The organism is Sinorhizobium sp. 8-89 (assembly GCF_030124325.1).
Taxonomy (GTDB): domain Bacteria; phylum Pseudomonadota; class Alphaproteobacteria; order Rhizobiales; family Rhizobiaceae; genus Sinorhizobium.
The window spans coordinates 248,224-271,963 of sequence record NZ_JASKLR010000007.1; the positions used below are offsets into that span (position 1 = coordinate 248,224).

At 62.2% G+C, this 23,740-nt stretch carries 18 protein-coding genes; 17 read left to right on the forward strand and 1 reads right to left on the reverse strand.

Going from position 1 to position 23,740, the window contains the following annotated elements; translation table 11 throughout:
* On the forward strand, positions 1–919 hold a 919-nt coding region (locus tag QN219_RS16620; protein WP_284000837.1), incomplete at its 5' end, for a response regulator.
* A gap of 126 nt (positions 920–1,045) precedes the next feature.
* Positions 1,046–1,936, forward strand: coding sequence for a GNAT family N-acetyltransferase (locus QN219_RS16625; RefSeq protein ID WP_284000838.1), 891 nt, complete (start codon positions 1,046–1,048; stop codon positions 1,934–1,936).
* Positions 1,937–2,280: 344 nt separating this feature from the next.
* Here the strand turns inward: QN219_RS16625 and QN219_RS16630 are convergent, their stop codons facing one another.
* Positions 2,281–4,566, reverse strand: coding sequence for an NADP-dependent malic enzyme (locus QN219_RS16630; protein WP_284000839.1), 2,286 nt, complete (start codon positions 4,564–4,566; stop codon positions 2,281–2,283).
* A 102-nt stretch (positions 4,567–4,668) separates the two neighbouring features.
* Between QN219_RS16630 and mutS the strand changes: the two genes are divergently transcribed.
* From mutS to lnt, 15 genes are all read left to right on the forward strand, one after another.
* Positions 4,669–7,413 (forward strand): DNA mismatch repair protein MutS, encoded by a 2,745-nt coding sequence (gene mutS, locus QN219_RS16635; RefSeq protein ID WP_284000840.1) that lies wholly within the window; start codon positions 4,669–4,671, stop codon positions 7,411–7,413.
* A gap of 209 nt (positions 7,414–7,622) precedes the next feature.
* The gene (locus tag QN219_RS16640) at positions 7,623–10,472 is read left to right on the forward strand and encodes a [protein-PII] uridylyltransferase (protein ID WP_284000842.1); all 2,850 of its coding nucleotides are present in this window, start codon (positions 7,623–7,625) and stop codon (positions 10,470–10,472) included.
* Complete coding sequence (gene murJ / locus QN219_RS16645; RefSeq protein WP_284000843.1) at positions 10,469–12,079, forward strand: murein biosynthesis integral membrane protein MurJ; 1,611 nt, start codon at positions 10,469–10,471, stop codon at positions 12,077–12,079. Before QN219_RS16640 ends, murJ begins: the two co-directional genes overlap by 4 nt.
* Positions 12,076–12,468, forward strand: coding sequence for a VOC family protein (locus QN219_RS16650; RefSeq protein WP_284000844.1), 393 nt, complete (start codon positions 12,076–12,078; stop codon positions 12,466–12,468). The genes murJ and QN219_RS16650 overlap by 4 nt, the downstream gene beginning before the upstream one ends.
* Positions 12,469–12,572: 104 nt before the next feature.
* On the forward strand, positions 12,573–13,637 hold the full coding sequence (gene trpS / locus QN219_RS16655) for a tryptophan--tRNA ligase (protein ID WP_284000845.1): 1,065 nt from the start codon (positions 12,573–12,575) through the stop codon (positions 13,635–13,637).
* A gap of 52 nt (positions 13,638–13,689) precedes the next feature.
* Entirely contained in the window at positions 13,690–14,181 is a 492-nt protein-coding gene (locus QN219_RS16660; protein ID WP_173511103.1) for a universal stress protein, read from the forward strand.
* A 208-nt stretch (positions 14,182–14,389) separates the two neighbouring features.
* Positions 14,390–14,956, forward strand: coding sequence for a NifU family protein (locus QN219_RS16665; protein WP_284000846.1), 567 nt, complete (start codon positions 14,390–14,392; stop codon positions 14,954–14,956).
* 203 nt (positions 14,957–15,159) lie between these two features.
* Complete coding sequence (gene tsaB, locus QN219_RS16670; RefSeq protein WP_284000847.1) at positions 15,160–15,834, forward strand: tRNA (adenosine(37)-N6)-threonylcarbamoyltransferase complex dimerization subunit type 1 TsaB; 675 nt, start codon at positions 15,160–15,162, stop codon at positions 15,832–15,834.
* A gap of 6 nt (positions 15,835–15,840) precedes the next feature.
* Positions 15,841–16,338, forward strand: coding sequence for a GNAT family N-acetyltransferase (locus QN219_RS16675; protein WP_173511100.1), 498 nt, complete (start codon positions 15,841–15,843; stop codon positions 16,336–16,338).
* A 142-nt stretch (positions 16,339–16,480) separates the two neighbouring features.
* Positions 16,481–17,305: a lysophospholipid acyltransferase family protein gene (locus QN219_RS16680; RefSeq protein WP_284000848.1), complete on the forward strand. Its 825-nt coding sequence runs from the start codon at positions 16,481–16,483 to the stop codon at positions 17,303–17,305.
* A 55-nt stretch (positions 17,306–17,360) separates the two neighbouring features.
* A complete protein-coding gene (gene miaB, locus QN219_RS16685; RefSeq protein ID WP_284000849.1) occupies positions 17,361–18,761 on the forward strand; it encodes a tRNA (N6-isopentenyl adenosine(37)-C2)-methylthiotransferase MiaB in 1,401 nt (466 codons plus the stop codon).
* Positions 18,762–18,788: 27 nt separating this feature from the next.
* Positions 18,789–19,844, forward strand: coding sequence for a PhoH family protein (locus tag QN219_RS16690; protein WP_284000850.1), 1,056 nt, complete (start codon positions 18,789–18,791; stop codon positions 19,842–19,844).
* A gap of 191 nt (positions 19,845–20,035) precedes the next feature.
* Positions 20,036–20,542, forward strand: a complete 507-nt coding sequence (gene ybeY, locus QN219_RS16695; protein ID WP_284000851.1) for an rRNA maturation RNase YbeY — start codon at positions 20,036–20,038, stop codon at positions 20,540–20,542.
* Positions 20,543–20,554: 12 nt separating this feature from the next.
* Positions 20,555–21,721 (forward strand): hemolysin family protein, encoded by a 1,167-nt coding sequence (locus QN219_RS16700; RefSeq protein ID WP_284000852.1) that lies wholly within the window; start codon positions 20,555–20,557, stop codon positions 21,719–21,721.
* Between the two features lie 385 nt (positions 21,722–22,106).
* Entirely contained in the window at positions 22,107–23,702 is a 1,596-nt protein-coding gene (lnt, locus tag QN219_RS16705; protein WP_284000853.1) for an apolipoprotein N-acyltransferase, read from the forward strand.
* Positions 23,703–23,740: the final 38 nt, after the last annotated feature.

Below are 23,740 nucleotides of genomic sequence, written 5' to 3' on the forward strand. Positions count from 1 at the left end.
TCGCTTCGAAGTCCGGTTTCCGCTGCGGGGCGTCCATCCGCCGGCCCCCGCGGCTCGGCACGGCCCGCTATCTGGCGCGCATGTGCTGGTTCTGGCTCCCGAGGGGCCGGTCTCGACCGCGCTCGCCGCGACGGTTGCTACCCTTGGTGGCGCGTGTCATCGCGCGCCGACGCTTGCCGCCGCCGAAGCCATCGTCGCGGCCGTGTTGTCGAACGACCTGCCGCTGACTGATATCATCGTTGACCATCGCCACGCGGAGCAGTTCCGCCGTCTTCTGTCTCGCCGACCGGCAATTGCCGGCCTGAAGCTTCGCCGGACCTATCTCATCAACCCGGAGGAGCGCACCTCTCATCCGGTAAACCAGATCGATGGCTATGAGGCATGGCTCATCCGCCCTTTGCGCGAAAAGTCGCTGGTTGAGGTTCTGCTCGGGCGACTGAAGGGCATCGAGAAGCGGGATGCGATCAACGATAACCGGCCGATCCTTCGGGAGGCGTCGACGACGGGCGAGGCGAGCGAACAAGGCGCTCACGACATTCTCCTTGCCGAGGACGATCCGGTCAATGCACTCATCCTGCGGACGGCACTTCATCGGGCGGGCTACCTGGTGCGCCACGTCGGAGATTTCACCAGCCTGGACCGCGAATTGCACGGCGCCGGCGAAATTACAGGCAAGGGGCCGCGCCTGATTCTTACCGACCTCAATATGCCGGGCGGCGATGGGCTGGCGATGCTGAAGCGCCTGCGCGAGCAGGAAGCGGCCGGTCATCGCCGCCGGGTGCCAGTCCTCGTCTTGACGTCGGATGTGCGCGGTGATCTCGGCGAAATCCTGCTTGCTGCCGGAGCGGATTCGGTGTTGCCGAAGCCGCCGGAGCCGGGCCGCCTCGCGGCCGAAATCGCACGCCTTCTCGAAGTCTGAAGAGCGCGCGACCAGCATTCCCGTCATCCCCTCCGTGTCGGGGTTGTAAGCCGCCTCGGTGTCACTATCTTGTTGCAGAAACGTGGTTTAAGCCCGGCAGGCATAGGCGATTCGGGATAACACGGAATGACGATCGAATTTCTGGATTCGGCGAACGTGGTTGACACTTCACAGACTTGCATCCGCAAGACGATTGCGACCCCGGCAACCGAGGTTCTTGGGCGGATCGGCAATCTCGAGACGCGACTCGCCCGCTCCGCCGCCGAGATCGATGCTGCGCAGGCGGTACGCTATAAGATCTTTGTCGAGGAGATGAAGGCACAGGTGGGTCCGGACGCCGAGCGGCGCAAGCGCGACGTCGACAGCTGGGACTCGATTTGCGACCACCTGCTGGTCCTGGATACGTCGATCGAAGGCGACCCGGAGGACCAGATCGTCGGCACGTACCGCCTGTTACGGCAGGAGGTCGCCGAGCGGGCCGGCGGCTTCTACTCGGCCTCGGAGTTTGCAATCGCGGAGCTGCTTCAGCGCCATCCGAACAAGCGCTTCATGGAACTCGGCCGCTCCTGCGTGCTGCCCGACTACAGGACGAAGCGCACGGTCGAACTGCTCTGGCAGGGCAATTGGGCTTACGCGCTGAAGCATGGTGTCGACGCGATGTTCGGATGCGGCTCGTTCCCCGGCGTTGTCCCGGAAGAGCACGCATTGGCGCTTTCCTTCCTGCACCACAATGTTCGCGTTAGGGGTGAGTGGGCAGTTTCCGCGCGGCCGGAGCTTTATCGGACCATGGACCTGATGCCCTCGGAAGCGATCAATCCCAAGAAGGCGCTTTCCGCTCTTCCGCCGCTGATCAAGGGCTATATGCGCCTCGGCGCGATGGTTGGCGATGGCGCTGTCGTCGATCACGCTTTCCGCACGACGGACGTGCTGATCGTGTTGCCGATCAGCAATATTTCCGGCCGCTACCTCAACTACTACGGAGCAGATGCCGGACGGTTCTCTTCGACGGTATCCTGAGCAGTCGCCGCAGTATTAACCAGTTATTAAGGATATGTTTGACTTTCTTCCGTGAAAAGAAGAAGTGTATCTCCACGGTTGGTCTGAATTTCATGACGAAGGAGTGTAAAAAATAAAGGGAAAGATAGGCAATGCGTCAGGAGGGTGGCGTATATTGCAATCAATTTCCTCTCATTTTTATAACCTAAGTGATAGATCTGCCATAACGTATTGAGCCCACTTCCTTTGCCGAGGAAGTGGGCTCTTGTTTTACTGGAGGTCAGTGTGCCATTGCCGCACGGTCTAGTCAAACAATGTTCGCAACCGATGCAGCAATGTCCTGAAACGGCGCATCGTTGCTCGGTTCAGGTCCCGGCATTATAGGCCGCGATTGCCGCCATGTTGACGATGTCCGAATCCTTTGCCGACATGGATGCGATCTGCACGGATTTATCCAGGCCGACGAGCAGCGGGCCGATAACGGTCGAGCCGCCGAGTTCCTGGAGCATCTTGGTCGAGATCGAGGCGGAGTGGAACGCCGGCATGACCAGTACGTTGGCGGTGCCGGAAAGCCGGCAGAACGGATATTGCTCCATCACGCGCTGATTGAGCGCCACGTCGGCCGCCATTTCGCCATCGTATTCGAAATCCACGCGGCGCTTGTCGAGGATTTTCACCGCCTCGCGCACCCTCTCGGAGCGTTCGCCCGAGGGGTGGCCGAAGGTCGAATAGGCGAGCATCGCGACGCGCGGCACATAGCCAAGACGCTTGGCAAGCCCGGCGGCCTCCTCGGCGATGTCGGCCAGTTCCTCGGCCGTCGGCATGTCGTGCACGGCGGTATCGGCGACAAGCACCGTGCGACCACGGCAGAGCGCGATCGATACGCCGATGACCCGATGGCCGGGCTTGGCGTCGATGCAGCGGCGCACGTCTTCGAGAGCCGTCGAATAATTGCGCGTCAGGCCCGTCACCATGCCGTCGGCGTCGCCGAGCGCCACCATGCAGGCGGCGAAGTGGTTGCGGTCGTTGTTGATCAGCCGTTGAACGTCGCGGAAAAGATAGCCCTTGCGCTGGAGCCGGGCGTAGAGGAAATCGGTATATGCGCCGACGCGCTTGGAGAGGCGTGCATTGACGATTTGAATGCCGGCGCGGTTGAGGTCGATGCCTTCCCGCTCGGCGGTTTCGCGCATCTGCTCCTCGCGTCCGAGCAGGATCGCCGTACCGAGCGCCTGGTTGGCATAGGCGATCGCAGAGCGCATCATCTGCACTTCCTCGCCTTCGGCAAAGACGATGCGCTTCGGCTGGCGGCGGACGCGTTCGAAGATGCGCTGAAGCGTCGAAGCGATCGGGTCGCGCCGCGCCGAAAGCTGCTGCGCATAGTCGGCAAGATCGGTTATCGGCTTGCGCGCAACGCCCGTTTCCATGGCCGCCTTCGCGACGGCAATCGGGATCGCCGAGATGAGGCGCGGATCGAAGGGAACGGGAATGATGTATTGCGGCCCGAAACGCGGCCGGTTGCCCTGGTAGGCGGCGGCGACATCGTCCGGCACGTCTTCCTTCGCAAGGCTCGCGAGCGCCTCTGCCGCGGCGATCTTCATGGCGTCGTTGATTGTCGAGGCGCGCACGTCGAGGGCGCCGCGGAAGATATAGGGGAAGCCGAGAACGTTGTTGACCTGGTTCGGGTAGTCAGAACGACCGGTCGCGACGATCGCGTCGTCGCGGATGCGGGCGACTTCCTCCGGCGTGATTTCGGGATCAGGATTGGCCATGGCGAAGATGATCGGTTTCGGCGCCATGGAAAGCACCATCTCCGTCGAAAGCGCGCCCTTTGCCGACAGGCCGAAGAAAACGTCAGCCCCCTCCAGCGCCTCGGTCAGGGTCCGGCGGTCGGTATCGACCGCGTGGGCGGACTTCCACTGGTTCATCCCGTCCGTGCGGCCCTTGTAGATCACGCCCTTGGTATCGCAGAGAATGACGTTTTCCCCGTTGAAACCCATCGCCTTGATGAGCTCGACACAGGCGATCGCCGCAGCGCCCGCACCGTTGCAGACGAGCCTGGTCGTCTTGAAGTCACGCCCGGTGAGCGCCAGCGCATTGATGAGGCCCGCGGCGGCGATGATCGCGGTGCCATGCTGATCATCATGGAACACCGGAATGTCCATGATCTCGCGCAACCGCTGCTCGATGATGAAACAGTCCGGCGCTTTGATATCCTCGAGGTTGATGCCCCCGAAAGACGGGCCGAGAAAGCGCACGCAGTTGACGAATTCGTCGACGTTTTCCGTATCGACTTCGAGATCGATCGAATCGACGTCCGCAAACCGCTTGAACAGGACCGACTTGCCCTCCATGACCGGTTTGGAGGCAAGCGCACCCAGATTACCGAGGCCGAGGATCGCCGTGCCGTTGGAAATCACGGCGACCATGTTGCCGCGCGTCGTATAGTCGTAGGCGGTTGCAGGGTCTTCGGCGATCGCCTTCACCGGCACGGCGACGCCGGGCGAGTAGGCGAGTGAAAGGTCGCGCTGCGTCGCCATCGCCTTTGTCGGGGCGATCTCCAGTTTCCCGGGCCGACCTTGGGAGTGGAAATCGAGCGCTTCCTGGGCGGTGACGCTCGTCATCGTGCGGTCGGTCTTGTCGGTAGCCGGCATGTTTCCTCAACCTCCTGTGGGCGACCGCCGAGGTCAGCCTCTTTGTTATTGTCGTCTATAAATGCTTGCGGATAGTGTGACATCTCTTTTTTTGGAACAATCATGAATTTCGTGACAGACCCATCGAGCCGCGCGGGCGATGTCCTATCCGTGTCCGATCTGGCAAGCGAGGAGAGCCGCTCCACCGCGACGCCGATGATGGAGCAGTACATCGAGATCAAGGCGAACAATCCGGATTCGCTGCTGTTTTACCGGATGGGCGACTTCTACGAGTTGTTCTTCCAGGATGCTGTCGAAGCTTCGCGCGCGCTCGGCATCACACTCACCAAGCGGGGCCAGCACATGGGGCAGGAAATCCCCATGTGCGGCGTGCCGGTCCACGCGGCCGACGACTATCTGCAGAAGCTCATCGCCCTTGGTTTTCGTGTCGCGGTCTGCGATCAGGTTGAGGATCCGGCGGAAGCAAAGAAGCGTGGCGGCAAGTCGGTCGTGCGCCGCGACGTCGTCCGGCTGGTGACGCCGGGAACGATCACCGAGGACAAGCTGCTTTCGCCGGCAGAATCGAACTATCTGATGGCACTCGCCCGCATCCGCAGCGGCACGGAGCCGGCCTATGCGCTCGCCTGGATCGACATATCGACGGGCATTTTCCGCCTCGCCGAGACAGCCGAAAGCCGCTTGCTCGCCGATATATTGCGGATCGAGCCGCGTGAACTGGTCCTGCCGGATACCGTCTTTCACGATCCGGAGCTTCGACCGGTATTCGACGTGCTCGGCCGGGTAGCGGTGCCGCAGCCGGCGGTGCTGTTCGACAGCGCGACGGCGGAGGGCCGCATTGCCCGTTATTACGGCGTGAAGACCCTTGACGGCTTCGGCAGCTTTTCGCGCGCGGAGCTCGCGGCCGCCTCGGCGGCGATCTCCTATGTCGAGAAGACGCAGCTTGCCGAACGCCCGGCGCTCGGGATTCCCGAGCGGGAAAGTGCCGCCTCGACGCTCTTCATCGATCCGGCGACCCGCGCCAACCTCGAACTGGTCAAGACGCTTTCCGGCGCCCGCGAGGGAACCTTGCTCAGAGCCCTCGACCGAACGGTGACGAGCGGCGGCGCACGGCTACTCGCGGAGCGGCTGATGTCGCCGCTGACCGACCCCGATCGGATCAACACGCGACTCGATTCCATCGAGGTCCTGGCCGACCAGCCGAGTTTCACGATGGATCTGCGCGATGCCTTGCGGCGCGCGCCCGACATGCCGCGCGCTCTGTCGCGGTTGGCGCTCGGCCGTGGCGGCCCGCGCGATCTGGGCGCGATCCAGGCCGGGCTTCGGGCCGCGGCGACCATATCGGCGCTGTTGTCGCGCGGCAGCCTATCGACGGAACTGACCGAGGCGCATGCCGCGATCGACGCATTGCCGGAGGCGTTGCTGGCGAGACTCGAGTCGATGCTCGCGGAAGAATTGCCGCTATTGAAGCGCGACGGCGGCTTCGTGCGTGAGGGAGCGCATGGCGAACTCGACGAGATGCGAGCGCTGCGCGATCAGTCGCGCCGAGTGATCGCGGGCCTGCAACTGCAATATTGGGAAGAGACCGGGATCAAGTCGCTGAAAATCAAGTACAACAACGTGCTTGGTTATTTCATCGAGGTGACGGCGGGAAATGCCGGCGCGATGACCGACACGGACGCAGGGCGCGCGCGCTTCATTCACCGCCAGACCATGGCGAATGCCATGCGGTTCACCACGACCGAGCTCGCGGAACTTGAAACCAAGATCGCCAATGCGGCCGACCGCGCCCTCGCGATTGAACTCGAAGCATTTGAGGCGATGGCGGGCGAGGTTGTTGCGCATGCCGAAGCGATCAAGGCTGCGGCGTTGGCGCTCGCAACGCTCGATGTCTCGAGCGGCTTGGCCGTCCTTGCCGAGGAACAGAACTATGCACGCCCCGTCGTCGACCGATCGCGGATGTTCGCGATCGACGGCGGGCGCCATCCCGTCGTCGAACAGGCGCTCCGGCGCCAGGCGGCCAATGCCTTCGTTGCCAATGGCTGCGACCTGTCGCCTCCGGATGGTCACGAGGGCGGGGCGATCTGGCTGCTCACCGGTCCCAACATGGGCGGTAAATCGACCTTCCTGCGTCAGAACGCGCTGATCGCGATCATGGCGCAGATGGGGTCGTTCGTACCGGCAGCGACGGCGCATATCGGCGTCGTCGACCGGCTTTTCTCGCGAGTCGGCGCATCGGATGATCTCGCCCGCGGCCGTTCGACCTTCATGGTCGAGATGGTCGAGACCGCGGCGATCCTCAATCAGGCGACGGACCGCTCGCTGGTGATCCTCGACGAGATCGGTCGCGGCACCGCGACCTTCGACGGCCTGTCGATTGCCTGGGCCGCGGTCGAGCATCTGCATGAAGTCAACCGTTGCCGCGGCCTCTTCGCCACCCATTTCCACGAGCTGACGGTGCTTTCCGAAAAGCTCGGCCGCCTCTCGAATGCGACTATGCGGGTCAAGGAATGGGACGGCGACGTGATCTTCCTGCACGAGGTCGGTCCAGGTGCCGCCGACCGGTCCTACGGGATCCAGGTGGCGCGGCTTGCGGGCCTGCCCGCGTCTGTCGTCGCGCGGGCCAAGGATGTGCTCGCCAAGCTCGAGGACGCCGACCGTAAAAACCCGGCAAGCCAGCTGATCGACGACCTGCCGCTTTTCCAGGTGGCGATACGGCGCGAGGAATCGGCAAGAGCCGGACCTTCGAAGGTCGAGGAGGCACTGAAGGCGCTCAATCCCGACGACATGACGCCGCGCGACGCCCTCGACGCCCTCTATTCGCTGAAGAAACAACTTGGCGCCCGCTGATCTTCCGCGAAGGCGGCATTGATCGGTTGTTGCATGGTGGACCGATTTTTCCTGTCATTTGCGGGATAGAAAGGCTATACAGCGGCGCGCAAAGGACGTGGCATTTTTGAAATGCTGCATGTTTCCGGCCGGTCCACGGCGACATGCAGGAGCGCTGGCAGATGCAGCGGATTACTCAACCAGTTGGACAGGACGCCCCTCGGCACTTCATGGCCAGACACGAAACTTCCTTTTCCGAAATTCTCGATGTTGCGGCGCTGCGAGCGAAATTGAGCTTCATCGCCTCTGCGCATGCGGAGCAGCGAGAACCGATGCGCCAGGCCCTGCTCGCCGCTTTCAAGCAGGCCAATCTCGCAGGACGCGCCAAGGCGCGCGAACTGCTTGCCGCCGACGGCGCCGGGATAAAATGCGCCGAACGCATCTCCTGGCTCCAGGACCAGCTCATCGCCCTTCTGCATGATTTCGTGCTGAACGAGGTTTTCGACGCGGCGAAAGCACCGTCGGCCTCTCGCATAGCGGTGACCGCCGTTGGCGGCTATGGACGCGGAACGCTTGCCCCGGGGTCGGATATCGACCTTTTGTTCCTGCTGCCTGCGAAAAAAGCGGTTTGGGCCGAGCCGGCGATCGAGTTCATGCTCTACATCCTCTGGGACCTGGGCTTCAAGGTCGGCCATGCGACGCGGACGATCGAAGAGTGCATCCGGCTGTCGCGCGCCGACATGACGATCCGCACGGCGATCCTCGAATGCCGCTACATCTGCGGTTCCGAGGCGCTGGCAGGCGAGCTCGAGACACGCTTCGACCATGAGATCGTCCGCAATACAGGGCCCGATTTCATCGCCGCCAAACTTGCCGAGCGTGACCAGCGCCATCGCAAGGCGGGCGATACCCGCTATCTTGTCGAGCCGAACATCAAGGAGGGCAAAGGCGGGCTCCGCGATCTGCACACGCTGTTCTGGATTGCCAAATATTTTTACCGGGTTAAGGACTCGGCCGATCTCGTCAAGCTCGGCGTCCTGTCGCGACAGGAATACAAGCTTTTCCAGAAGTCGGAGGATTTTCTCTGGGCGGTGCGCTGCCACATGCATTTCCTGACCGGAAAGGCGGAGGAGCGGCTGTCCTTCGACATCCAGCGCGAAATCGCCGAGGCGTTGGGCTATCACGATCACCCCGGCCTCTCGGCAGTCGAGCGCTTCATGAAGCACTACTTCCTGGTCGCTAAGGATGTGGGTGATTTGACGCGCATCTTCTGCGCCGCGCTGGAGGATCAGCAGGCAAAGGACGCACCGGGGATTTCCGGAGTTATCAGCCGTTTCAGGCACCGCACCCGCAAGATTGCCGGCACGCTCGACTTCGTCGACGATGGCGGACGCATTGCGCTTTCGAGCCCCGATGTCTTTAAGCGCGATCCGGTAAACCTTCTGCGGTTCTTTCATGTCGCCGACATCAACGAGCTGGAATTCCATCCGGCGGCGCTGAAGCAGGTGACCCGCTCGCTGAGCCTGATCACACCGCAATTGCGCGAAGATGAAGAAGCCAACCGGCTGTTCCTCTCGATCCTGACGTCGCGGCGCAATCCGGAGCTGATCCTGAGGCGCATGAACGAGTCGGGCGTCCTCGGCCGCTTCATTCCGGACTTCGGCAAGATCGTCTCGATGATGCAATTCAACATGTACCATCACTATACGGTGGATGAGCATCTGCTGCGCACCGTCGATATACTCTCACGGGTCGAGCGCGGCATCGAGGAGGAGGCGCATCCGCTTTCGGCGACGCTTATGCCGAGCATCGAGGATCGCGAGGTCCTTTACGTCGCCGTGCTGCTGCACGATATCGCCAAGGGCCGACCGGAGGATCATTCGATTGGCGGCGCCAAGGTGGCCCGCAAGCTCTGCCCGCGTTTGGGGCTTTCGCCGAAGCAGACCGAAACCGTGGTCTGGCTGGTCGAGGAGCACCTCACTATGTCGATGGTGGCCCAGACCCGCGATCTCAACGACCGCAAGACCATCGTCGATTTCGCCGAGCGGGTGCAGTCTCTCGACCGCCTGAAAATGCTGCTCATCCTGACGGTCTGCGACATCCGGGCGGTGGGGCCTGGTGTCTGGAACGGCTGGAAGGGACAGCTGCTGCGCACGCTCTATTACGAGACCGAGCTTCTGCTCTCCGGCGGCTTCTCGGAACTGTCGCGAAAAGAGCGGGCAAAACATGCGGCCCACATGCTGGGGGAGGCGCTGACCGATTGGCCGGAGGCGGATCGCGACGCCTATGTACGGCTGCATTATCAGCCCTATCTCCTTTCCGTGGCGCTTGAGGATCAGGTTCGGCACGCGAAGTTCATCCGCGATGCGGACCGGGCCGGCAAGACGCTGGCGACCATGGTGCGCACGCATCAATTCCATGCGATCACCGAAATCACCGTGCTTTCCCCGGACCATCCGCGCCTGCTGACGGTGATTGCCGGGGCCTGCGCCGCGGCAGGCGCCAACATCGTCGACGCGCAGATCTTCACGACGTCGGACGGACGGGCGCTGGACACGATTCTTGTCAACCGGGAATTTCCGGTCGACGAGGATGAAACACGCCGGGCCGCGAGCATCGGTAAGCTGATCGAGGACGTGCTTTCTGGCCGCAAGCGGCTGCCCGAAGTGATCGCCAGCCGCACCCGGGTGAAGAAGCGCAGCAAGGCCTTCACCGTCACGCCGGAAGTGACGATCAGCAATTCGCTCTCGAACAAGTTCACCGTGATCGAGGTCGAGGGACTCGACCGGCCCGGCCTGCTTTCCGAAGTCACGGCGGTGCTTTCCGATCTGTCCCTCGATATTGCCTCGGCCCACATCACGACCTTCGGCGAGAAGGTCATCGATACTTTCTATGTCACCGATCTGGTCGGCCAGAAGGTCACCAGCGAGAACCGACAGACGAACATCGCGGCGCGCCTCAAGGCGGTGTTGGCCGACGAAGTGGACGAGGCTCGCGACCGCATGCCGTCTGGTATCATCGCACCGGCGCATGCGCCGCGCGCATCGCACGGTTCCAAAGCGACAAAAGCCGAAACATGAGCCTCGTCAAGAAATTTGCAACCGTCGGCGGCGCTACGCTCGGAAGCCGCATCTTCGGCTTCGTCCGCGAAACCTTCATGGCGGCGGCGCTCGGCACCGGACCGGTTGCCGACGCCTTCAACACCGCCTTCCGGCTGCCCAACACCTTCCGTCGGCTCTTTGCCGAAGGCGCCTTCAACTCTGCCTTCGTGCCCCTTTTCGCCAAGGAAATCGAAGCGCGCGGCATGGACGGCGCGCGGCGCTTTTCGGAAGAGGTTTTCGGTGTGCTTTTCACCGTGCTCCTGTTTCTGACCATCGCCATGGAGCTGGCGATGCCGTTCATCGTGCGGGAGCTGATTGCTCCGGGCTTTGCCGACGATCCGGCGAAGTTCGCGAGCACCGTATCCTTCGCGACGATCATGTTCCCCTATCTCGCCTGCATGTCGCTGGCGGCGATGATGGCCGGCATGCTGAATTCGCTGCACCGCTACTTCGCGGCGGCGATCGCGCCGGTGTTTCTGAACATCATCCTGATCGGCGTTCTTGCCTATGCCTGGCATAGCGGCCACGACGCGGTTGCCGTTGGCTATGGCCTTTCTTGGGGCGTGCTAGCTGCGGGCCTGGTGCAACTCGCGATCGTCTGGTTCGCTGTGCGCAATGCCGGTATCCGGATCGGCTTCCGACGCCCGCGGCTGACGGCGAACGTCAAGCGGCTGCTTGTGCTGGCGCTGCCGGCAGCGATCACCGGCGGCATTACCCAGATCAATCTGTTGATCAACACCAATATCGCTTCGGCAAAGGCGGGCGCCGTGTCGTCGCTCGTCTATGCCGACCGCATCTACCAGCTTCCGCTCGGCGTCGTCGGCATCGCCGTCGCGACGGTATTGCTGCCGGAGCTTTCACGGGCGCTGCGCGCCGGCAATATCAACGAAGCGTCGAACCTGCAGAACCGCTCCGTCGAATTCACGCTGTTCCTGACGCTGCCGGCCGCCGCCGCACTGCTCGTCATGTCGGAACCGATCGTCCGGCTACTCTTCGAGCGCGGCAAGTTCCTGCCCGAATCGACGGTCGTGGTCGGTCAAATCCTGGCGATCTACGGCCTTGGCCTGCCGGCCTTCGTGCTGATCAAGGCCTTCATCCCGGGTTTCTTCGCACGCGAGGACACGCGCACGCCGATGATCTTCGCCGCGATTTCAGTGGCGGTGAACGTGTCACTGGCGTTGACGCTGTTTCCGACGCTCGCCGCGAGTGGCATCGCCACCGCCGAGATCGTAGCCGGCTGGGTGAACGCCGTACTGTTGTTCGCAACCCTCGTCTGGCGGGGGCATTGGGGCCGCGACATTCCGCTCCTGACCCGCGTTCCGCGCCTGGTAATTGCCGCGGCGATCATGGCGGTCGCGCTGCATTTTGCAGTCCAGTGGCTGGCGTTTCCGCTTTCGTCCGCCGCACCGCTCCTGATGCGCGCTCTAACCCTATGCGGCCTCGTGGCGGCGGCAATGGTGATCTATTTCGCCTTCGCCTTCGGTCTTGGCGGCGCAAGCCTCGGCATGATCCGCCGCAGTCTGCGGCGCAGGGGCGCCGGCGGTCCGGTCGAAGCCGCGGCGAGCCAGGAGCCCGATGCGTCATGAAGCAGACGATCGCCCGCGTCGCCATCGTCGTACCGGACTACGATGACGGCATCGCCTTTTATTGCGGCAAGCTCGGCTTCGACCTGATCGAGGATACAGAGCTTGGCGACGGCAAGCGCTGGGTGCTCGCCCGCCCGAGAGGCGCCGCAGAGACGGCCCTGCTCCTTGCCAAGGCCGAGGGTGAGCGGCAACGGGCTGCGATCGGCAACCAGACCGGCGGCCGGGTCGGTTTCTTCCTGTTCACCGACGACTTCGCCCGCGATCACGCGGCGATGCTTGCCGCCGGCGTCGAATTCCGCGAGGCTCCTCGTCAGGAGGCCTACGGTTCCGTCGCGGTGTTTACCGATCCGTTCGGCAATCTTTGGGATCTGCTGCAACCGGCGTCGTGATCCTTTGCAGGCCCGTACCCCCTTGATTGCGCTTTGGCTGCCGTGCATAAGCGCGGCGGATATCAACTGGAGACGGGCCCTCCACAAGCCCGATTGAGGACGACATGAACGAATTCAAGCCGCTCGTATTTTCCGGCGTACAACCGACCGGCAACCTGCATCTCGGCAACTATCTCGGCGCGATCCGCAAGTTCGTGGCCCTGCAGGAATACAACGACTGCATCTATTGCGTCGTCGACCTGCACTCGATCACGGCGCAGCTCGTGCACGAGGATCTGGCGGGCCAGATCCGCTCGATCGCGGCCGCCTTCATCGCCTCCGGCATCGACCCGGAAAAGCATATCGTCTTTAATCAGTCGGCGGTGCCGCAGCACGCCGAGCTTGCCTGGATCTTCAACTGCGTCGCCCGCATCGGCTGGATGAACCGGATGACCCAGTTCAAGGACAAGGCCGGCAAAGACCGCGAAAACGCCTCGCTCGGGCTGCTTGCCTATCCGAGCCTGATGGCGGCGGACATCCTCGTCTACCGCGCCACGCATGTTCCGGTTGGCGACGACCAGAAACAGCACCTGGAGCTGACACGCGACATCGCCCAGAAGTTCAACATCGACTTCATGGAGCATATCCGGGCGCGCGGCTACGGCGTTGACATCGTCGTCGGCGAAGAGCCAATCCATGCCTATTTCCCGCCGGTGGAGCCGTTGATCGGCGGGCCGGCGCCGCGCGTCATGTCGTTGCGCGACGGCACGAAGAAAATGTCGAAGTCCGATCCTTCCGATCTGTCGCGCATCAATCTGATGGATGATGCCGATACGATCTCGAAGAAGATCCGCAAGGCCAAGACCGATCCCGACGCGCTTCCGAGCGAAGCCGGCGGTCTCGCCGGCCGTCCGGAGGCGGAAAACCTCGTCGGCATCTATGCGGCGCTTTCGGACAAGACGAAGGATGAGGTTCTCGCCGAATTCGGCGGCCAGCAGTTCTCGGTCTTCAAGCCGGCTCTGGTCGAGCTTGCCGTAACCGTGCTGTCGCCGATCACGGGCGAGATGCGTCGTCTGATGGACGATACGGCACACATCGACGCGATCCTGAGGCGTGGCGGCGAACGAGCGCGGGCGCGGGCCGAAAAGACGATGCGCGAGGTTCGCGAAATCATCGGATTTTTGCAGTAGCACGCAAAAATGAGACCTTGCGGGCGGCGAGCGGCGATGTAATGTTCGCCGCATGGTTTCCACCCGACTCTCACGACTGGAAGGTCATCGCCGCAAGTTCATGGCGGTGATCGATGATACGCCCGAATGCGGCCGCGCCGTGCATTATGCCGGCATGCGCGCGAAGAATTCCAACGGCGGCCTAGTGCTGCTCTATGTGATCGCCGATGGCGACTTCCAGCAATGGCTGGGGGTCGAGGAGATCATGCGGGCGGAGGCACGTGAAGAGGCCGAGGCGACGCTGGCCAAGGTGGCTCAGACGGTGCGCGAAACGATCGGCATTGAGCCGGAGATCGTCATTCGCGAAGGGATCGCCACGGAGCAGATCCACGCGGTGATCGAGGAGGACCGGGACATTGCCATCTTGGTGCTTGCGGCGGGATCGGCCAAGGAAGGGCCGGGACCGCTGGTGTCGTCCATAGCCGGAAAGGCTGCAGCCTTTCCGATTCCCGTGACCGTCATTCCCGATTTGCTGACGGACGAGGAAATAGACGCGCTGAGCTAGAGCAATTCCAGTGGGTACGGTTTTCCGTCCGGATTTGCGTCGTCTCCAAGTCGGAAAGAGCGGTCCTCCGCACGCTTCCCGCGTGTCGATCATGACAGTCCAAGGTGCGACGGGATGCGCTCTTGCGGGGCCGCGACGAAGCACCTATATTTTCGAACAATTCTAAAGAGCCGGTCGGGAATCGACTTCCGGCGAAACGGAGAGAAAGATGTTCATCCAGACGGAAGCCACGCCGAATCCGGCCACGCTCAAGTTCTTGCCGGGCAAGGTGGTGATGGAGAACGGCACGGCCGAATTCCGGAGCGAGGACGAGGCCCGTGCAGGATCGCCTTTGGCGGCCCGGCTCTTCTCGATCCCGGGCGTAACCGGTGTCTATTTCGGTTACGATTTCATCACGGTCAGCAAGGAAGCGCAGGAGTGGCAACACCTGAAGCCCGCCATCCTCGGCTCGATCATGGAACATTTCATGTCCGGCCAGCCGGTCATGTCGGGTGCCGGCCGCGCAGAGGAAGCGGACCAGGAAGGCGAGTTCTTCGACGAGGGCGACGAGGCGATCGTTGCCACGATCAAGGAATTGCTTGAAACCCGCGTGCGACCGGCGGTTGCCCAAGACGGTGGCGACATCACCTTCCGCGGCTTCAAGGATGGCACCGTGTTCCTAAACATGAAAGGGGCCTGCTCCGGTTGCCCGTCCTCGACCGCGACGTTGAGGCATGGTGTCCAAAACCTGCTGCGCCACTTCGTTCCGGAAGTCGAAGCAGTCGAATCCGTCTGATCCGGCCCGTCCCCACGTCGTCCGTCACGAGAGCGGGTGCGGCTGCATGTGTCCTTGAAAGTTAACGCGATTTAAGGACAGGAACATGCAGCAATTTCAAAGTGCTACAGCGTCCTTTGCGCGTCCGAAGGACGCGCGGCGCTGTAGGGCACTTCGCGCCGGTTCTGCGTGCGAAGCAATGGAGGGAGGCCATTGCGGCTGAAATGTTAGTGCTTGCAATCGATACATCCGGCACCGGTTGCGCCGCCGCTGTCTACGACAGCGCGGCCGCCGAGGTTCTGGCGCGCGCCGGCGCGAACATCGGACGCGGCCACGCCGAGCGTCTGATGGAGTTCGTCGACGAGGCACTGCTCGCCGCCGACAGGCAGCTTTCAGAAATCGAACGCATTGCGGTCACCGTCGGTCCCGGATCCTTCACCGGCATTCGTGTCGGCGTTGCTGCCGCGCGTGGCCTCGCGCTCGCCCTCGGCAAGCCGGCGGTCGGGATCACGACGCTTGAGGTCGCCGCCGAAAATGCAAGGCTGACGACACCCGGCCAGGCGGTTCTCGTTGTCATCGATGCGAAGCGGGACGAAGTCTATGCCCAGCTTTTCGACGCCTTCGGCAGAGCAAAGGACGAGCCCGAAATTCTGTCGGTAACGGAGGCGCGCGCGCGGTTTTCAGGCGTCGAAGGGGTCGTGTGCGGTTCCGGCGCTTCCCTCGTCCGCCCTTCCCCCGTTTCCGACGTACCGACGGATGGGGTGCCGGACAATATCGACATTGCTGTCGTTGCCCGGCTGGGTGCCGGAGCCGATCCAGCCTCGGCCAAGCCGAAACCGCTTTACTTGCGTGGACCGGATGCGAAGCCCCAGGCGGGTTTCGCCGTAACCCGAGCCTAGACCAAGATGAGTTTGACCGATTATTTCACCCGTCGAACGGAGTTCGATATCTTCCCGCTCGAGGAGGGCGATCTCGCCGCTGCCGCGGAGCTGCATCGGCAACGGTTCGCATCACCTTGGAGCGACGGCGAAATTCACGCGCTGTTGTCGCAGGATACGGTCTTCGGTTTCGTGGCGCGCCAGACAAACGGTGCTTTCCGCCCCGCCCTCGGCGGTTTTGTACTCTCACGAGCCGTGGCCGGCGAAGCCGAAATCCTGACCATCGGCGTGGACCCGCGTTTCACACGGTCCGGCCTTGGCTGGCGACTGATGCAGGCGGCCATGCGCGAGGCGCTCGTCAAAGGATCCGACGCACTTTTCCTCGAAGTCGATGAAACCAACCAGGCCGCGCTCGGTCTCTATCAGAAGCTCGGCTTTCTTAAGGTCGGCGAACGCCGGGCCTACTATCAGGGGGCTGCAGGAGCGCGCACGGCCGCGCTTGTCATGCGACTCGATCTTCGCTAGTCCGATTCACGACATGTCTGGTGCGCATCCCCGTCTGGAAGGCGCACGGCCGCGTTTCAAAAATAGTGGGCGCTCTGGCATTTCGACTCGCGGCGCCGAGTGATGCGGAATGTAGGATGAGCGGCTTGGAAAGCCTTCGCAGATGATCAATTGGGTCCGCGTCGCCCTGTGCGGCATCCTGCTCGTGCTGATCTCGCTCGTACTGATCCCGGTGCAGATCTTTTGCCTGTGGCTGGACCTGAAGCCGCGGCGGTGGCTACCGCGGTTCTGGCATCGTGTGGCATGCCTGTTGCTCGGGCTTCGCGTTCGCGTCCATGGCGAGCCCGAACGCCGCCGCCCGCTGCTGCTCAGCGCCAATCACGTGTCCTGGAAGGACATTCTGGTGCTGTCTTCCGTGGCCGACGTCGTCTTCGTCGCCAAATCCGAGGTGAAGACCTGGCCCGTCTTTGGCCTTCTCGCCCGCTTGCAGGCCTCCATATTCGTCGAGCGCGACCAGAAGCGCACGACGGGCAATCAGGTGAATGAGATCGGTCGAAGGCTCGCCGATGGCGAAATCGTCGTCCTCTTTCCGGAAGGCACGACGTCCGACGGCAACCGCCTGCTGGACATTAAGACGTCGCTGTTCGGAGCAGCGGCCTCCGCCGTTCCATATTCGCCGACCGGGGTGGTTCATGTCCAGCCTCTGGCCATTTCCTACACCGGCATCCACGGCATGCCCATGGGGCGCTACAACCGGCCGATCGCCGCATGGCCGGGCGACACCGGCCTGCTGCCGCATCTTTTTGGCGTGCTGAGGGAAGGCGCGCTGGACGTGGATGTCGATTTCGGCGAGGCGGTGGACTATGACCGCCATGCCAACCGGAAAGACGTGAGCCGCACGATCGAGCAGCGCATTCGCAGCATGCTGTCGGATCGTCTGAGGGGGCGGCCGAGGGTAGAACGGGACGTCGCGCGCGTCGAACCGTAGTGAGTCGCGCCAAAAATGCTTCAACTTTGGGCCGCCATGCACTAAAGAACGCCGCATGACCCAGGAAACAGCTCTTCTGTCGAAAACGCCGGTGCCGGGCGAGGAACATGCACCTTCGCGCAAGGTCTTCGTCAAGACCTATGGCTGCCAGATGAACGTCTACGATTCCGACCGCATGTCGGATGCGCTCTCGCGCGACGGTTATGTTTCGACGGACGTTCTCGAGGAGGCCGATTTCGTCCTGCTCAATACCTGCCATATCCGTGAGAAGGCGGCTGAAAAGGTCTATTCCGAGCTCGGCCGGTTGCGCGAGCTGAAGAAGGAGAAGGCGCGCGCGGGCCGCGAAATGGTCATCGGCGTTGCGGGCTGTGTCGCGCAGGCCGAAGGCGACGAAATCCTTCGCCGTGCGCCAGCGGTCGACCTCGTCATCGGACCGCAGACCTATCACCGTCTCCCGGAAGCGCTGAAGCGCGCACGAGGCGGCGAGCGCGTCGTCGAAACGGATTATGCGATCGAGGACAAGTTTGAGCACTTGCCAGCGCCGGACAAGGCGAAGACCCGCGCCCGCGGCGTCACCGCCTTCCTGACGGTGCAGGAAGGATGCGACAAATTCTGCACCTTCTGCGTAGTGCCCTATACGCGTGGATCGGAAGTGTCGCGACCGGTGGCGCAGATCGTTGCCGAGGCCGAAAGGCTGGTCGAAAGCGGGGTGCGCGAAATCACCCTGCTTGGGCAGAACGTCAATGCCTGGCATGGCACAGGCCCGGACGGCCGCGACTGGGGATTAGGCGATCTTCTCGTCCGCCTTGCCGAAATCGGGGGCCTTGCGCGCCTGCGTTATACGACCAGCCATCCGCGCGACATGGATGACAGCCTGATCGAGGCGCATCGGTCGATGGCGAAGCTGATGCCCTACCTGCATCTGCCGGTCCAATCGGGATCCGATCGCATCCTGAAGGCGATGAACCGGCGTCATACGGCAGGCGAATACCTCGCCCTGATAGATCGCATCCGCGCCGCCCAGCCCGACCTTGCCCTCTCGGGCGATTTCATCGTAGGCTTCCCCGGTGAGACCGACGAGGACTTCGAGGATACCATGCGTCTCGTGGAGGCGGTGGGTTATGCACAGGCATTTTCCTTCAAGTATTCGACCCGTCCGGGCACGCCGGGGGCCGAGCTCAAGGAACAGGTTCCTGAGGACGTCAAGGCCAAGCGACTGGAAAGATTGCAGACTTTGCTTATCAAGCAGCAGCGCGATTTCGCCCAGGCATGCGTGGGACGGGAGATCGATCTGCTTTTGGAAAAAACCGGCCGCATGCCCGGCCAGCTCGTCGGCCGTTCGCCGTGGCTGCAGCCCGTGAATGTTGATGCAAAAGCATCGCAAATCGGTGACATTGTCAGAGTACGAATCATCAAAGCCGGGCCCAACAGCCTTTTCGCCGAGATGATCGGATAAGGGACCGAGAGCGAGGAGCCTAACCGCTTGAATGGACACGAATTGATTTCTTCATCATCGCGCCAGTCCAAAACATCTGCGACAGACGCCAATCACTTCGTGCTCACTTTCGAGAACAACCGCTTTGCCAGCGAACTTTTCGGCCAATTCGACCAGAACCTGAAGCTGCTCGAAGAGCGCCTGCGCATTGACGCCAGGCCGCGCGGAAATTCCGTTGCCATCTCGGGCGATGTGGTGGCGACAAACCAGGCGCGGCGCGCTCTCGACTATCTCTACGGAAGATTGCAGAGTGGCGGATCGATCGATACGTCCGACGTCGAAGGCGCGATCCGTATGGCGGTCGCTGCCGACGATCAGTTGCAGTTGCCGACAATGGAACGCAAAGCCAAGTTGACGATGGCGCAGATTTCGACGCGCAAAAAGACCATCGCTGCACGCACGCCGATGCAGGATGCCTACATCCGTGCGCTCGAGCGATCCGAGCTCGTCTTCGGCATCGGACCGGCCGGTACCGGCAAGACCTACCTCGCCGTCGCCCATGCGGCTCAGTTGCTGGAGCGTGGCGCAGTCGATCGCATCATTCTTTCGCGGCCGGCTGTCGAGGCCGGCGAACGCCTGGGCTTCCTGCCGGGCGACATGAAGGAAAAGGTCGATCCCTATCTCAGGCCGCTTTACGACGCGCTTTACGACATGATGCCGGGTGACAAGGTCGAGCGGGCGATCACCGCCGGCGTGATCGAGATCGCGCCGCTCGCCTTCATGCGCGGGCGAACGCTCGCCAATGCCGCCGTCATTCTCGACGAGGCCCAGAACACGACATCGATGCAGATGAAGATGTTCCTGACGCGTCTCGGCGAAAACGGCCGGATGATCGTTACCGGCGATCCCAGCCAGGTCGACCTGCCGCGTGGCGTTAAATCGGGCCTCGTGGAGGCGCTGCAAATTCTCCATGGAGTGGAGGGCGTTTCGGTGATCCGCTTCAAGGATGCCGATGTCGTCCGCCATCCGATGGTGGCGAGGATAGTCAGGGCCTATGAAAGCCACACGGCGGTTCACGACGAAAGCGAGCAGAGCGATCGCTAGTCCTTGTTTATTGCGTGATTTGTCCGAAGAACGGTTTCCGCTTTTCAGATCACGCTTTAGAGCGGGATGAGGAAACGTGTATGCGGTTTTCCGCCCGCATCCCGCTCTGTTTTGTTGGAATCGATCACGTTTATGATTTTGGGTCGAATCGACCCAAAATCATCGTGATCTAACGGCGGTTCGTTGCAGCCATGACAGCCTTGGATATCCAGATCAGCGTCGAGGAAGGGGACTGGCCGTCGGAGGACGAGCTGCACTCCTTCTCGGCGCGCATTCTCGAGGCGGCGGCGGATTTCCTCGTGCGCGAGGAAAAGCAGCCTTTTCCGCTGGATCCGCCGGAACTCTCCTTGGTCTTCACCGATGATGTGTCGATGCAGGTAATCAATGCGGAATGGCGAAGCCAGGACAAGCCGACCAATGTGCTGTCTTTTCCCGCTTTTCCCGTGACCCCGGGCAAGATGCCGGGGCCGATGCTCGGCGATATCGTCGTTGCCTATGAAACGCTGAAGCGCGAAGCGGCCGAACTGGAGAAGCCGTTTGACGCGCATCTGATGCACCTTCTCGTCCATGGATTCCTGCACCTTTTCGGGTATGATCACCTGGAAGACAACGAGGCGGAAAGAATGGAAGGCCTGGAGACTCGCATTTTGGCGCGTCTTGGCCTATCTGATCCATACGGGGACAGATCCCCGGATTGATAGTTTGGAACGATGAGCGACATCAACACACAGCCGGCCGCCGTTGCGGCCGAGGAAGCGGAAGCTTCCGGAGAAGCTGAGGCGGGCAGTAGTAGTACCGCCGCCCCCCGACAGGAGGGCAGCAAATCCACAACCTCCTTCTGGAGCCGCGCCGCGCGCATCCTGCGCGGGGCAAGCCCATCGAGCCTGCGCGAAGATCTCGCCGACGCATTGATGACGGACGCGGACAGCAACGCCGCGTTCTCTCCCGAAGAACGGGCGATGCTCAACAACATCCTGCGTTTCCGAGAGGTTCGCGTCGAGGACGTGATGGTGCCGCGCGCCGATATCGAGGCCGTGGACCAGAGCATCACAATCGGCGAGCTCATGGTCATCTTCGAGGAGTCGGGGCGCTCGCGCATGCCGGTCTACAGCGAGGGCCTGGATGACCCGCGCGGCATGGTGCATATCCGCGACCTTCTCGCCTATGTGACCAAGCAGGCCCGCAACCGGCGGCGCAACGGCAAGGCGCAGCCCATGGCCTCGGCCGAAAGGACGGAAAGGGCGCCGCGTCAGCAGAGGGCCGGTTTTGACCTCTCTCGCGTCGATCTTGGAAAAACGGTCGAGGAGGCCGGCATCGTTCGCCAGCTCCTGTTCGTGCCGCCCTCCATGCTGGCTTCGGATCTGATGCAGCGGATGCAGGCCGCGCGCATCCAGATGGCCCTCGTCATCGACGAATATGGCGGCACGGACGGTCTCGTGTCGCTGGAGGACATCGTCGAGATGGTCGTCGGCGATATAGAAGACGAGCACGACGATGAAGAGGTGATGTTCGCGCGCACCACGGATGACATCTTCGTCGCCGATGCCCGCGTCGAGCTCGAGGAGATCGCCGAAGCGATCGGCCCGGACTTCGACGTGCGCGAACAGATCGAAGACGTCGACACGCTCGGCGGCCTGGTGTTCGCTTCGCTCGGACGCATCCCGGTTCGCGGCGAGGTGGTCCAGGCAATCCCCGGTTTCGAATTTCAGATTCTCGATGCTGACCCCCGGCGTGTCAAACGCGTGCGCATCATGCGCAAGCGGCCGCTCGCTCGCCGCCGGGTCGTGAAGGCAGAGAAGGAGACGCCATCTGAAACGCCGCCGGCCGGTCGCGACACCGAGGTCCGTGTCGGACCACAGCCGACATCCGAGCAATAGCCGTTCCGGCGGTCGCGGCGGTCCGCCTTCCCATCCCGGCCGTCAGAGCAATCCCCGGAAAAGTGTGCAGCGGTTTTTGGTCCGGCATCGCGTAGGTTCGATTAGATCATTTCACTGTTTCAATGGAACAATGAAATGATCTACAGCGCCGCGCGTCTTACCAGACGCGCAAAGAACACTGCGGCACTTTGTTTTTGTCCTTGAATCGACAACGAATTAACATGCAGTCCCATCGGTGCCAAAATCGCTCTCGATTTTTGCCGCGATGCCGTGCTGTGCAACGCAGGGGCGAGGGACAAGCAGCCGCTTTTTTGGAACACTGCCGCCGATTGATTCGGTCGTTTTTCCTGCGCAGGATCGCGGTCCTGCGCCTATTGGAGGCTGTATGAGTAGGCTGGCAGGCAGGATTATGCTCCTCTCCGGAGTGTCGAGGGTGTTCATCGCCTTCCTCGCGGGGCTCCTGACGGTTCTCACCCAACCACCGTTCGGTATCTTTGCGGCCGCTTTCGTCTCATTTCCCGTCCTCGTCTGGCTGATCGACGGCGCACCGGGCGATCCTGAACGGGGGCTGCTCGGACGGCTTTGGCCGGCCTTGTCGATCGGCTGGAGCTTCGGTTTCGGCTATTTCCTTGGCGGCCTCTGGTGGCTTGGCAACGCCCTGTTGATCGAAGCGGATCTTTTTGCCTGGGCCCTGCCGCTCGCCGTTGTCGGTCTGCCTGCCTTCCTCGCGCTCTTCTATGCCTTTGCAGTCGCATTGGCGCGCTGCATCTGGTCCGACGGCATGGGCAGGATCGCCGCCCTTGCATTCGGCTTCGGCATCGCGGAATGGCTCCGCGGCTTTCTCTTCACTGGCTTTCCCTGGAATGCCATCGGCTATGCCTTGATGCCGATGCCACTGATGATGCAATCGGCGAGCGTCGTGAACCTTGCGACGATCAACATGGTCGCTGTCTTCGTGTTTGCGTCCCCCGCTCTCATCGCCACTGGAAAGGGCGCGCGTGCAGGCCTCGCGATCGCCGTGGTGCTCTTTGCCGCGCACCTCGCCTTCGGCTTCTATCGTCTTGCCCAGCCGGCGCCTCAACCGCTAACGCCTGAGCTGACCGTGCGCCTCGTTCAGCCGGTAGTCGATCAGGCGAAGAAGCTCGATGACGGGGAACGCGCGTCGGTCTTCGAGGAGCATCTCGCTCTCACGACCGTGCCGTGGCAGGACGGGGGCAAACGCCCGGACATCATCGTTTGGCCGGAAACATCGATCCCGTTCATACTGACGGACAACCCGGACGCGCTCGCCCGCATCGCAGAGGTCCTGGAGGAGGGGCAGGTCCTCATTGCCGGTGCCGTTCGCGTCGAGGATGCCGGGGCGGGCCTGCCGCGGCGCTTCTACAATTCGATTTACGCGATTGACGATCGCGGCCAGATCATCGGCGCTGCCGACAAGGTTCACCTCGTCCCCTTCGGCGAATATCTGCCGTTCGAGGATGTTCTTGCCTCCTGGGGGCTGAGCGCTGTCGCCGCCTCGATGCCTGGCGGCTTTTCGCCTGCCCAGACCCGCACGCTTCTCACGCTGCCGGACGGCAGGACGGCTTATCCGCTTATCTGCTACGAAGCGATCTTCGCCGATGAGATCGAGGGTAACGCCCGCCTTGCCGATATCCTGCTCAACATTACCAACGACGCCTGGTTCGGCGACACGCCTGGCCCGCGCCAGCATTTCCATCAGGCGCGGCTTCGCACAGTCGAGACCGGCACACCAATGATCCGGGCAGCCAACAACGGTATATCAGCAATTGTTGATGCACGTGGTGTTTTAGTGGTAGGATTGGGATACAATTACAAGGGGGTCACAGACACAATTCTGCCGGGAAAAATGCTTAGCGTAACCGATGCCGCGACGCGCGGTCGGATTTTCTGGTTGGCAGCCGGATTGCTCTTTCTGGTTGCAGCATTTTCGCGTATTGGTTTTAATATTAGGAAGAATTGACCTAAAACCCCTAAAATTGCATAGTGACCAGATCCATC